Annotated in this window: 11 protein-coding genes; 6 read left to right on the plus strand and 5 right to left on the minus strand. The window is 36.7% G+C overall.

All coding sequences use genetic code 11. From position 1 onward, the window contains the following. Window positions 1-73: 73 nt before the first annotated feature. Both QW060_RS10335 and QW060_RS10340 read right to left on the minus strand, forming a co-directional pair. The gene (locus tag QW060_RS10335) at window positions 74-598 is read right to left on the minus strand and encodes a DUF4269 domain-containing protein (protein ID WP_290363502.1); all 525 of its coding nucleotides are present in this window, start codon (window positions 596-598) and stop codon (window positions 74-76) included. 49 nt (window positions 599-647) lie between these two features. Next, complete coding sequence (locus QW060_RS10340; RefSeq protein ID WP_290363503.1) at window positions 648-968, minus strand: DUF3892 domain-containing protein; 321 nt, start codon at window positions 966-968, stop codon at window positions 648-650. 307 nt (window positions 969-1,275) lie between these two features. Here QW060_RS10340 and QW060_RS10345 point away from each other — a divergent pair, with 307 nt between their 5' ends. Further along, window positions 1,276-3,051: an AMP-dependent synthetase/ligase gene (locus tag QW060_RS10345; RefSeq protein ID WP_290363504.1), complete on the plus strand. Its 1,776-nt coding sequence runs from the start codon at window positions 1,276-1,278 to the stop codon at window positions 3,049-3,051. Between the two features lie 38 nt (window positions 3,052-3,089). On the opposite strand, the gene QW060_RS10350 is transcribed toward QW060_RS10345, so the two are convergent. Next, entirely contained in the window at window positions 3,090-3,662 is a 573-nt protein-coding gene (locus tag QW060_RS10350) for a hypothetical protein (protein WP_290363505.1), read from the minus strand. Window positions 3,663-3,898: 236 nt separating this feature from the next. Here QW060_RS10350 and QW060_RS10355 point away from each other — a divergent pair, with 236 nt between their 5' ends. From QW060_RS10355 to QW060_RS10375, 5 genes are all read left to right on the plus strand, one after another. Continuing rightward, window positions 3,899-4,339 carry a MarR family winged helix-turn-helix transcriptional regulator gene (locus QW060_RS10355; protein WP_290363506.1) on the plus strand — a complete coding sequence of 147 codons (441 nt, stop codon included), beginning with the start codon at window positions 3,899-3,901 and terminating at the stop codon, window positions 4,337-4,339. Between the two features lie 14 nt (window positions 4,340-4,353). Beyond that, the gene (locus QW060_RS10360) at window positions 4,354-6,744 is read left to right on the plus strand and encodes a 3-hydroxyacyl-CoA dehydrogenase/enoyl-CoA hydratase family protein (RefSeq protein ID WP_290363507.1); all 2,391 of its coding nucleotides are present in this window, start codon (window positions 4,354-4,356) and stop codon (window positions 6,742-6,744) included. 71 nt (window positions 6,745-6,815) lie between these two features. After that, on the plus strand, window positions 6,816-7,997 hold the full coding sequence (locus tag QW060_RS10365) for an acetyl-CoA C-acyltransferase (protein WP_290363508.1): 1,182 nt from the start codon (window positions 6,816-6,818) through the stop codon (window positions 7,995-7,997). 4 nt (window positions 7,998-8,001) lie between these two features. Beyond that, complete coding sequence (locus tag QW060_RS10370; protein ID WP_290363509.1) at window positions 8,002-8,139, plus strand: hypothetical protein; 138 nt, start codon at window positions 8,002-8,004, stop codon at window positions 8,137-8,139. Between the two features lie 14 nt (window positions 8,140-8,153). Next, window positions 8,154-9,950: an acyl-CoA dehydrogenase family protein gene (locus QW060_RS10375; protein ID WP_290363510.1), complete on the plus strand. Its 1,797-nt coding sequence runs from the start codon at window positions 8,154-8,156 to the stop codon at window positions 9,948-9,950. A gap of 51 nt (window positions 9,951-10,001) precedes the next feature. Here QW060_RS10375 and ligA read toward each other — a convergent pair whose 3' ends face one another. Continuing rightward, entirely contained in the window at window positions 10,002-12,011 is a 2,010-nt protein-coding gene (ligA, locus tag QW060_RS10380) for an NAD-dependent DNA ligase LigA (RefSeq protein WP_290363511.1), read from the minus strand. Window positions 12,012-12,020: 9 nt separating this feature from the next. Beyond that, a complete protein-coding gene (locus QW060_RS10385; protein WP_290363512.1) occupies window positions 12,021-12,494 on the minus strand; it encodes a DUF6495 family protein in 474 nt (157 codons plus the stop codon). Between the last annotated feature and the right edge of the window lie 2 nt (window positions 12,495-12,496).

A 12,496-nucleotide genomic window follows, 5' to 3' on the forward strand; every position in this document is an offset into this window, starting at 1 on the left:
CCGTAAAAACAATATAATATTATTTTTTGTCTTTCTACAAGTTACATTTTTAATTTCAGAAATGTCTTTTTTATTAAGAATACTTCAGTAATGCCTCATAAGGATCACCTGTCAAACCAAGAAGTAAGCAAAATGCCGGCTCTGTTTTATAGCCCTGCTTTTTTAAGTAGATTACCTTTTGCCTGAATGCTTCACCTTTTTGCTCTAAAATACGCTGCTCAACAAGCAAATGCCGGTAGGCATTCTGCTTCATTGTAGGGATAGTCTGTCCAAAAATTTCTATTTCAAAATGCTCCGTATAAAAAGAGCAAATAACGGTTTCTGCAATATCGGTTTTTCTGTTCCGAATTGTAAATCCATTATATTTTGAAAAATTTTTATACAGTATTTCTTCAAAATAGGCTGCATGCTGAAAACAGCAGATAATATCCAGATCACTGCTGTCAATATCAACAGCAATGGGTATGGTACCCGTGAGTATGGGATCATAGGCATTCAGTATTTCCATAATATTATTTTCGGTCAATACCTGATATGCCCTCTTTTGCTTTAACGAGCCTTCTTTTAAATAGTCAATAGTACAAAATTTACTGTTCAATTATATTCCATTTAAGTTTTAAATACTATCCTTTTTTCCAACGTCTTACTTAGCGTCTGATCCAGTCATAATCTATGAGATGTGCTAAATTATTGGTTTCATTTCGTTCTGCATTAGAACGCAAATAGCTTCCTTCTGTGGTAGTGACCAATTCAACCTCTTCCCCTACAATCCAAGCAGATACATTGTAATCCCAGATCCAGGTCGTAGCTCTGTTTTCTTTTATTCCCAAAAGTAAAATAGCTTCTGCTTTAGAGATTTTTTCTAAACGGGTTGCGGTATTTTTTTCAACATCTACCGTATGAAACCCATAGTGAGTAATCAATTTGTTGGAATCTGTCCAAATTCCTGAAATTCTGAATAATGCCATAATTAGTAATATTTAGTAGTAGTAAGTTATTTGACTGCAAAAAAGTGAGAATAGCCGGATAAAACAAGAGGTTTGGTAGAGAAATTTTGAACAGCTCATTCCTTTATTCTGCAATATCAAATCCAAACTTATGGAATTAAAGGATTTTTACAAAAAAAAACTTAATTTTTATGAAAAAAAAATAATCTTCAAACTAATAATTTTCCTTATAGCATTTATAATAAACTTGCAATTTTCATAAAATAGCATTATTTTTCATAAAATATCTTTATTTTGCAATGCGCTTTATCAAACAAACATCAAATCTATGAGTACTATTTTAAGATTATTCGATATTCCTTACTATCAGCAGAAAAATTATCCGCTAAAGAAGTCTTTTGTAACTAAATATGGTAATCAGTGGGTTGCTACTTCTACGGATGAATACATTGATAAAGCAAATGCGGTCTCCAGAGCTCTCCATGCCATGGGAATAAGAAAAGGAGATAAAATAGCTGTGATCACTTCCGCAAACAGAACAGAGTGGCATATACTTGATATCGGGGCTCTTCAAATCGGGGCTGTAACTGTTCCCATATATCCGACTATTTCAGCTGAAGATTACGAATACATCATTAAACATTCTGAAAGTACTTATGTATTTGTTTCTGATAAAGAAATATTAGCAAAACTGGATAGCATTAAATTTAATATTCCAAAATTGCGCGGTATTTTTTCATTTGATGAAATTCCGGGTTGCGCTAACTGGAAAAAAATACTTGAGGCCGGATACGAAGCAAGAAACCAACAGGAAATAGAACAAATTAAATATTACATAGATCCTAAAGAACTGGCTTCTATCATCTACACTTCAGGAACTACCGGAAGACCTAAAGGAGTTTTACTCACCCATGAAAACATTGTATCCAATATTTTAGGAAGTGAACCCAGAGTACCTTTTGAGAAAGGCAAATATATCAGTCTGAGTTTTTTACCATGTTGCCATATTTTTGAACGAATGATTCTATACCTCTATCAGTATTTAGGTGTTTCTATACACTTTGCAGAGTCAATTGAAAAAATAAGTGACAATTTACAGGAAGTAAAACCGGATGTAATGACGGTCGTACCAAGAGTGTTAGAAAAAGTATATGACAAAATTTATCATAAAGGAACCGAATTATCCGGCATTAAGAAAACACTTTTCTTTTGGGCACTTAAATTGGGGCATAAATTTGAGCCTTATGGTGCCAATGGCGGTTGGTATGAATTTAAACTAAAAATAGCCAGAAAATTAATATTCAGCAAATGGCACGCTGCACTCGGCGGTAATCTCAAGCTTTTAGTATCGGGGTCTGCCCCTCTTCAACCACGCCTGGCAAGAGTATTTGGTGCAGCAGGAATTCCCGTTATGGAAGGTTACGGACTTACCGAAACATCACCGGTTATTGCAGTAAATGATCAGAGAAATCACGGCTGGAAGATTGGAACTGTTGGAAAAATATTGCATAATATAGAAGTAAAAATAGCCGATGACGGTGAAATTTTATGCAAAGGTCCGAGTATTGCACAAGGATATTATAAAGAACAAGAAAAAACAGCTGAGGCCTATATAGACGGATATTTTCATACCGGTGATATTGGAGAAATTGATACACAGGGCTTTTTAAAGATAACCGATCGCAAAAAGGAAATGTTTAAAACATCAGGAGGTAAATATGTTGCTCCGCAAATCATAGAAAATGCCATGAAGCAATCTCGTTTTATTGAGCAGATTATGGTAATTGGAGAAGGAGAAAGAATGCCCGCAGCACTCATACAGCCTAATTTTGAATTCCTTAAAGAATGGGCCAACAGAAAAGGTGTTAATCTTGGATTCTCCTATGATGAAGTTGTAAAAAACAATCTCGTAATCGAACGTATTCAGGAAGAAGTCAATGAAATCAATAAAAAGTTTGGAAATTGGGAACAAATCAAAAAATTTGAACTCACACCTGAAATATGGTCTATTGAAGGTACAGAACTTACACCGACTCTGAAATTGAAACGCAAAGTAATACTTGCTAAATATCAGAAACTATACGACAAAATCTATAAAAAATAAAAAAAGGTTGTTCAGTGATGAACAACCTTTTGATTATCTTAAAATCTGTATCCGGCTTTAATACCTGCCCTGAAGACAAAATTATCAAACTGTTTGTTATCTACATCGCCTTTACCTTTTACCTCCCATTTCCAGTTAAAACCTATTGAAGGATCTATACTAAAACTTTTACCGATGTTTATCTTATATCCTAAATCTCCGTTTATTAAACTCCAGTAACTATACTTTCCGTCAAATTTCCCTATAGGAGTATTCTCATTGAAACTTGTACTGGAATAGGTCAGAAATGACTGACTGTAGAATCCGGAATAAGTACCTTTTTTAAAATAAGTCCGTCTTCCCAGTTCAATGGCAAAACCAGTACCGTCAACATTGATCGGACCGTCTTTATATTTCAATCCTGTAGCCGATATATTAATCAAAGAAGAACCATTTCTTTTGTGATTCATAAATGCATTTTCCCATTCCATACTTACTCCCAACATACCCGGTTCAGAAGCACTCAGGTTTCCGGAAATTGTGATCCCTTCACGATTATTATTAACGCCATCCTGAGCAAAACCTACAGTTATACTTAATAGCAATGTCATAGTTAAAATACAGTTTTTCATAATTTTTTATTTTTTATCATTTATATACTTTCGGCATTTCAAAAGCTTTGCCAAACTTTTAATATAGTGGTAATCTTCTTATAATTATTTTATAATACATTAAAAATCATTTCATTACAAAAAGTCTTTTTTTATTTGTAAATTAGATAGTAATAAGAAAAGAATAAATTTAACAATCAATTATTATGCATGCATACTAATTTTTTTTTATCTTTGAGATACATCAATAAAAGTTTATGAAAGATAAAACCATTGATTATATCCTGAAATCTACCTGGCAGGCAGTTTCAAGAATGTATAATGAAGAGGCTTCAAAGTATGGTGCCACCATGGCGTTGGGATATGCTCTTTTAAGCATCGATAAACAAAAAGGCACGCCATCAACAGCTTTAGGGCCTAACATGGGAATGGAACCCACAAGTCTGACAAGAACTTTGCGTTCGATGGAAGAAAAAGGTCTGATTGAACGAAGGAAAAATCCTAAAGACGGAAGAGGGGTAAATATTTATCTTACAAAATTAGGAAAAGAGAAGAGAGAATTATCAAAAGAGACGGTTCTTAAATTTAATAATTCTGTTCTGCAACATATCACAGAAGAGCAATTAAAAAATTTCATTGAAGTTTCAGACATCATTCAGGAACTCATTAGTGAAAAGAAAATATTTAAAAAAGATTAAACAACCTATAGAATATGAAAAGAATTATCAAAAAAGTAGCCGTCATCGGTTCCGGAATTATGGGATCCGGTATTGCAAGCCACTTCGCCAACATAGGGGTTGAAGTTTTACTTCTCGATATTATCCCGAAAGAACCCAATGAGGCGGAACAAAAAAAGGGATTGACAATCGAGAATAAATCTGTTCGCAACAGATTGGTTAACGATAACCTTACAGCAGCCTTAAAATCAAGTCCTTCTCCCATATATCATCAAAAGTTTGCCAATAGAATTACGACAGGGAATACAACAGATGATCTGGAAAAAATAAAGGATGTTGATTGGATTATTGAAGTAGTCGTTGAGCGTCTCGATATCAAAAAAGCCGTGTATGAACAGATTGAAAAATTCAGAAAGCCCGGAACTCTCATTACGTCAAATACATCCGGAATTCCTATCCATTTCATGAGTGAAGGACGCAGTGAAGATTTCCAAAAACATTTTTGTGGTACTCACTTTTTTAACCCTGTACGGTATTTAAAATTGTTTGAAATTATCCCGGGACCTAAGACGTCTCCTGAAGTACTTTCGTTTTTAAATGAATATGGATCAAAATTTTTAGGCAAAACTTCGGTTGTTGCAAAAGATACTCCTGCTTTTATTGGAAACCGTATCGGAATCTTTGGTATTATGAGTTTATTCCACTTGGTTAAAGAAATGGGACTTACTATTGAAGAAGTAGATAAACTAACTGGTCCGGTTATTGGTCGTCCAAAGTCAGCCACATTCCGTACTGTAGATGTTGTAGGGCTTGATACGCTGGTACATGTTGCAAACGGACTGTACGAAAACTGTCCGGAAGACGAAGCTCATGATCTTTTTAAACTTCCTGATTTCATCAATAAAATGATGGATAATAAGTGGCTGGGAAGCAAAACTAAACAAGGCTTTTATAAAAAGGTTGATAAAGATATTTTAGCATTAGATTTAGACACGCTCGAATACCGTGCTCAGAAAAAAACCTCTTTCAGTACTCTAGAACTGACTAAAACTATCGAAAAACCTATTGACCGCTTTAAAGTACTGATAAAGGGGAAAGATAAAGCCGGAGAATTTTACAGAAAATCTTTTGCAGATCTGTTTGCCTATGTTTCCAACCGTATCCCTGAAATAACTGATGATCTCTATAAAATAGACGATGCAATGAAAGCTGGTTTCGGATGGGAAAATGGTCCTTTTGAAATATGGGATGCCATTGGAATCGAAAATGCTCTCGAATTGATAAAAGAAGCGGGACAACAACCTGCGGACTGGGTACAGGAAATGCTTTCTTCCGGAAAGAATTCTTTTTATACTGTAAAAGACGGAGCTACTTATTATTATGACATTCCTTCAAAATCTTATAAAAAAATTCCGGGTCAGGACGCATTTATTATCTTAAATAATATTCGGGAAAGTAAGAAAGTATGGGGAAATTCAGATGCCACTCTCATTGATCTCGGAGATGGAATTGTTAATTTAGAATTTCATTCCAAAATGAATACCATAGGCAGTGGTGTGCTACAAGGTATCAATAAAGGGATTGAACTTGCTGAAAAAGATTTTCAGGGACTTGTCATAGGAAATCAGGCCGCTAATTTCTCTGTAGGAGCCAATCTTGCTATGATTTTTATGATGGCAGTTGAGCAGGAATATGATGAACTCAATTTTGCCATAAAACAATTTCAGGACACCATGATGCGTGTCCGATATTCAGGAATTCCTGTTGTAGTAGCTCCGCACGGAATGACTTTAGGCGGCGGATGCGAAATGAGTATGCATGCCGATAAAGTAGTAGCTGCTGCAGAAACCTACATAGGTTTAGTAGAGTTTGGTGTTGGTGTAATTCCTGGAGGCGGTGGCTCTAAAGAGATGGCTTTGAGAGCTTCTGATACTTTTAGAAAAAACGATGTAGAACTCAATGTTTTACAGGAATATTTTTTAACAGTGGGAATGGCAAAAGTATCGACTTCTGCGTATGAAGCTTATGATCTGGGTATTTTACAACCCGGAAAAGATATTGTAGTTGTCAATAAAGACAGACAGATTGCAGAAGCAAAAAAACAGGCGTTATTACTCGCTGAAGCCGGATATACACAACCCTCGAAACGGAAAGATGTAAAGGTTTTAGGTAAACAGGCATTGGGAATGTTCTTGGTGGGAACCGACAGTATGCAGGCTGGAAAATATATTTCTGAACACGATCGGAAAATTGCCAATAAGCTTGCTTATGTGATGGCTGGTGGTGATCTTTCAGAACCGACTTTTGTAACCGAGCAATATTTACTGGATCTGGAAAGAGAAGCTTTTCTTTCTCTGTGTGCAGAAAAGAAAACGCTGGAGCGTATTCAGTTTATGCTGACAAAAGGAAAACCACTAAGAAACTAACTTTTTTTAAAGATTGAAAGCAGCTCTACTATCTGCTCTTCAAAATTTATAATTTAAAATTAAAGAGAACAATGAAAACAGCCTATATAGTAAAAGGATACAGAACAGCGGTTGGAAAAGCCCCAAAAGGCGTTTTTCGCTTCAAAAGACCGGACGAATTAGCTGCGGAAACAATTGAGTTTCTCATGAAAGAAATTCCTCAGTTAGACAAAACCCGTATTGATGATGTCATGGTAGGAAATGCAATGCCGGAAGCCGAACAGGGCTTGAATATGGGCCGCTTAATTTCGCTGATGGGATTAAAAATCACAGATGTTCCAGGAGTTACCGTCAACAGATATTGTGCTTCCGGTCTTGAAACAATTGGTATGGCCACGGCTAAAATACAATCGGGAATGGCGCAATGTATTATTGCCGGAGGTGCAGAAAGTATGAGTTTCATACCTATGGGTGGTTATAAGCCTACACCTGATTATAAAATTGCAGCTGCCGGTCACGAAGATTATTACTGGGGAATGGGATTAACAGCAGAAGCAGTAGCAAAACAATTTAACGTTTCTCGTGAAGATCAGGATGAATTTGCATTTAACTCGCATAAAAAGGCTTTGAAAGCTCAGGCTGAAGGTAAATTTGACCAACAGATAGTTCCAATAACTGTAGAACAAACTTTTGTAAATGAAAACGGAAAAAAAGAAACAAAGCAATATACCGTTACAAAAGATGAAGGACCAAGAGCCGAAACCAGTTTAGAAGCACTGGCACGTTTAAAACCGGTATTTGCTGCCGATGGTTCGGTAACAGCCGGTAATTCATCTCAGATGTCAGACGGTGCTGCCTTTGTATTGGTTATGTCAGAAGAAATGGTAAAAGAGCTCAATCTTGAGCCAATAGCACGTCTTGTAACCTTTGCATCAGCAGGTGTTGAGCCAAGAATTATGGGAATAGGTCCCGTTAAAGCAATTCCAAAAGCATTAGCGCAGGCCGGATTAGGACAAAACGATATTGAACTGATTGAATTGAACGAGGCCTTTTCATCACAATCATTAGCGGTTATCCGTGAGCTAAAACTGAATCCTGAAATTATTAATGTCAATGGCGGTGCTATTGCATTAGGACATCCATTGGGCTGTACAGGCGCCAAACTTACGGTTCAGTTGTTAGATGAAATGAAACGACGTAACAATAAATACGGTATGGTAACGATGTGTGTAGGAACCGGTCAGGGCAGCGCGGGAATATTTGAACTTTTATAAAAAGTTGATATTCTATTACAATACAGAAAACAACAAACAAATAAAAAACAGAGTAGTAAAATTGCTTTTTAACCAACAAACGTTAAAACAGGACTTTAAAACAATAAAAGCTTATTATAAAGTTTCTGTTTTAACAACCTAAACAAACTGCATAATATGGAAAATATAACAAGAGGAGGTCAATTTTTAGTAAAAGAAACTTTAGCTGAAAATATTTTTACACCGGAAGATTTCTCGGAAGAACAAAAAATGATGCGTGATTCTGTAAAAGAATTTGTAGACCGTGAAATATGGCCGAATAAAGAACGTTTTGAGAAAAAAGATTATGCTCTGACAGAAGAAGTGATGCGCAAGGCCGGAGAGCTTGGTTTTCTTGGCGTAGCGGTGCCGGAAGCTTATGGTGGACTTGGAATGGGCTTTGTTTCAACTATGCTTACCTGCGATTATATCTCGGGAGCAACGGGTTCATTTTCCACTGCTTTTGGAGCACATACAGGAATTGGTACTATGCCTATCACCCTGTATGGAAATGAAGAGCAAAAGCAAAAATATGTTCCTAAACTCGCTTCAGGTGAGTGGTTCGGAGCTTATTGCCTTACAGAACCAGGAGCGGGTTCTGATGCCAATTCCGGTAAAACTAAAGCAGAACTGACCGCTGATGGAAAGGCATATAAAATCAACGGACAGAAAATGTGGATTTCCAATGCTGGCTTCTGTAATCTTATGATTGTATTTGCACGTATCGAAGATGATAAAAATATTACCGGATTTATTGTGGAATATGACCATAACAACCCGAACGGTATTACTCTTGGAGAAGAAGAACATAAACTCGGTATACGTGCGAGTTCTACAAGACAGGTGTTTTTCAACGACACTGTAGTACCTGTAGAGAATATGCTTGCCGGACGTGGAGAGGGGTTTAAAATTGCCATGAATGCGTTAAATGTAGGACGGATTAAACTGGCTGCTGCGTGTTTAGACTCGCAACGAAGACTCATCACCAATTCGGTCAAGTATGCCAATGAACGTATTCAGTTCAAAACACCAATTGCAAACTTTGGAGCCATCCGTTCCAAACTGGCAGAAATGGCTACCAATGCCTATATCGGAGAATCAGCTTCTTATCGCGCAGCGGGAGATATTGAAAAGAGAATAAATGCCCGATTGGCTGATGGAAACTCACATCAGGATGCCGAATTGAAAGGAGTAGAAGAATTTGCTATCGAATGTTCCATACTTAAGGTAGCCGTTTCTGAAGATGTACAGGCTTGTAGTGATGAAGGAATCCAGATTTTCGGAGGTATGGGATTTTCTGAAGACACTCCTATGGAATCTGCATGGCGGGATGCGCGAATTTCAAGAATTTATGAAGGAACCAACGAGATCAATCGTATGCTTTCTGTAGGTATGCTGGTAAAAAAGGCAATGAAAGGGCATGTAGATTTATTAGGCCCTGCTATGGCAGTTGCCAATGAATTAATGGGTATTCCTGATTTTGAAACACCAGATTATTCAGAATTATTTGCAGAGGAAAAAGCGCTTATTGCAAAACTGAAAAAAGCGTTTTTAATGGTGGCTGGTTCTGCCGTACAAAAATACGGAACCGAATTAGACCAGCATCAACAGCTGTTAATGGCTGCATCTGACATGCTTATTGAAATATACATGGCAGAATCCGGTATCCTAAGAACTGAAAAATTAGCTAAATCTATCGGAGAAGAGGCTGCAAAAGTTCAGATTGCAATGGCACGTCTGTATTTATACCACGCAGTAGATATCATTTCTCAAAAAGGAAAAGAAGGCATTGCTTCTTTTGCTGAAGGAGATGAGCAACGCATGATGCTTATGGGATTACGACGTTTCACGAAATATGACAATATGCCAAACGTAGTCACTCTGAGAGAAACTATTGCAGAAAAAGTAATTCAGGAAAACAGCTATTGCTTTTAATATTCATTCAGGTAAATAAAAACAGGGAGGCAATTGCCTCCCTATTTTTTATTATCCTTCATTATTTTCAAGCTGTTTGATAAAGTCCGCTTCAGTCCAGATTTTAATTCCAAGTTTTGTAGCTTTTTCCAGTTTTGCCGGTCCCATATTTTCTCCAGCCACTACTACATGCGTTTTTGAAGAAATAGAGCTTGCTATTTTACCTCCGTGATCTTCAATAGTCTGCTTTAAACCATCTCTTGTAAAATGAGAAAAAACGCCTGAAATAACAAAAGTCTGTCCCTCAAACCGGTTTGACACCTGCGTACGCTCTTTTTCTATACTTGCTAATTGTATGCCATAATTTTTCAATCGTTCAATTATGCGTTGATTCTCTTCATTTTGAAAAAACAGCCTTAAACTCTCCGCTATTTTGCCTCCAATCTCATCTACCATAACTAACTCTTCGTAAGTGGCTAATTGTAAATTTTCAATGGATTTATAATGAGCGGCCAGTTTTTTTGCCACTGTTTCTCCTACAAAACGAATTCCTAAAGCATACAATACTCTTTCAAAAGGAATATTTTTAGAAGCTTCAATTCCTTTTATGAGATTAGTGGCCGATTTTTCAGCCATACGTTCCAAAGGAACAATCTGTTCTTTTTTCAATTCATACAGATCAGCATAATTCTGAAGTAGACCGTTGTTGTATAATAAAGCAACCGTCTCACCTCCCAGCCCATCAATATCCATTGCTTTACGGCTTATATAGTGCTGCACTCTTCCAATAATCTGTGGTGGACAGCCATAAAAATTAGGACAGTAATGTTGTGCTTCCCCTTCTTTTCGAACTAACGCAGTTCCACATTCAGGGCAATTTTCTATATAGTGCGTAGGTTCAGACGACGAAGACCGCTGTGAGAGATCAACACCTACTATTTTAGGAATGATTTCTCCTCCTTTTTCTACATATACCTGATCTCCTACTCTTATATCCAGTTTTTGAATTTGGTCTGCATTGTGTAAGGAAGCTCTTTTTACAATTGTTCCTGCGAGTTGAACCGGCTCTAAATTTGCTACTGGAGTAATGGCTCCCGTACGTCCAACCTGATACGTAATATCGAGGAGTTTTGTTTCTGCCTGTTCGGTTTTAAATTTATAGGCAATTGCCCAACGCGGATTTTTTGCTGTATAACCCAATTCTTCCTGCTGATAAAAATCATTTACCTTGATAACAACGCCATCTGTCTCATAAGGAAGTGTAAATCGTTCCGTATCCCAAAAATCAATAAATGCAAATACTTCTTCCATAGAAGTAGCCAATATAGATTGCTCAGGAACTTTAAATCCAAATTCGCGGGCTTTTTGTAAAGCATTGAACTGATTTTTCAAAATATCATTAGCGCCTACAATATTGTATAATAAACAGACTAATGGACGTTTAGCTACGAGACTACTGTCTTGCAGCTTTAGACTTCCTGAAGCAGTATTACGAGGATTAGAATAGGGCGTTTCTCCTATTTCTATAAGCTCCTGATTCATTTTTTCAAAACCTGAAAAAGGCAGTATAATTTCTCCCCTGATCTCAAATTTTTCCGGGTAATTTCCTTTTAAACGAACCGGTACTGATTTAATGGTCTTGATATTAGCCGTGACATCATCTCCCTGAAAACCATCACCACGGGTTACCGCTCTGACCAGTTTTCCCCTTTCATAGGTTATACTGATAGAAGCACCATCATACTTCAGCTCACAGGTATACTGCAATGGTACATTGCCCAATACCCGCTGTAAGCGCTGCTCCCAGTCCAGAACGTCTTGTTTGGAATAAGAATTTTCCAGAGAATACATTCTGTTTTGATGAACTACTGTTTCAAAATTCTTCGTAACAGCTCCTCCCACCCTTTGAGTAGGCGAATCTTCATCAAAATATTCAGGATGTTTTACTTCCAGATCTTGTAATTGTTTCAGTTTTTTATCAAACTCTAAATCGCTGATGGTAGGATTATCCAAAACATAGTAATTATAATTATGCTCGTTTAGCTCCTTTCTCAGATCGGTTATCTGCTGTAAAACATCCATACAAACTTATTATTGATTTAAAATTTCGTTTATCTGATTATACAATTCTCCCTGGCTTAAAATTCCTCCCTGCTCAATAATTTCAAATAATTCTGCATTTCGGTCTGCGCCAAATTTTTTATTACCTCGTTTAATTTCTACCTGATCGGTAAAAATATGGTCAGAAAGCCACTGTAAGCCATCTTTATTTAAGAAATCAACTGTATTATCCAATGCCTTTATGACAATAGTATCTATGTTGTTATCATCAAACTGGAAGAGGAAAATATGGCTTTTAGAAAAATGTTCCAGATATTTAGCGGTCTGTAAAACACCTTCCCATACCAAATCAGAAAAAATGTCTAATTCCTGTTCTGCTAATTCAGGTTTCTGAGTTTTTAAAACATCCCATTCCGCTTTATCAATTTGCTGAGAAGCCAAAAAGTTGGTGAACTCTACATGCAACTCTTCAAATTGTTCTTTTGTTAGTCTTGAATACTTCATTA

The organism is Paenimyroides ceti, assembly GCF_030409925.1.

Coding starts and splice junctions, on each gene's coding strand:
- QW060_RS10350 (WP_290363505.1), bottom strand. CDS start 3,662: ATGAAAAACTGTATTTTAACTATGACATTGCTATTAAGTATAACTGTA.
- QW060_RS10385 (WP_290363512.1), bottom strand. CDS start 12,494: ATGAAGTATTCAAGACTAACAAAAGAACAATTTGAAGAGTTGCATGTA.
- QW060_RS10345 (WP_290363504.1), top strand. CDS start 1,276: ATGAGTACTATTTTAAGATTATTCGATATTCCTTACTATCAGCAGAAA.
- QW060_RS10360 (WP_290363507.1), top strand. CDS start 4,354: ATGAAAAGAATTATCAAAAAAGTAGCCGTCATCGGTTCCGGAATTATG.
- QW060_RS10355 (WP_290363506.1), top strand. CDS start 3,899: ATGAAAGATAAAACCATTGATTATATCCTGAAATCTACCTGGCAGGCA.
- QW060_RS10375 (WP_290363510.1), top strand. CDS start 8,154: ATGGAAAATATAACAAGAGGAGGTCAATTTTTAGTAAAAGAAACTTTA.
- QW060_RS10340 (WP_290363503.1), bottom strand. CDS start 968: ATGGCATTATTCAGAATTTCAGGAATTTGGACAGATTCCAACAAATTG.
- ligA (WP_290363511.1), bottom strand. CDS start 12,011: ATGGATGTTTTACAGCAGATAACCGATCTGAGAAAGGAGCTAAACGAG.
- QW060_RS10365 (WP_290363508.1), top strand. CDS start 6,816: ATGAAAACAGCCTATATAGTAAAAGGATACAGAACAGCGGTTGGAAAA.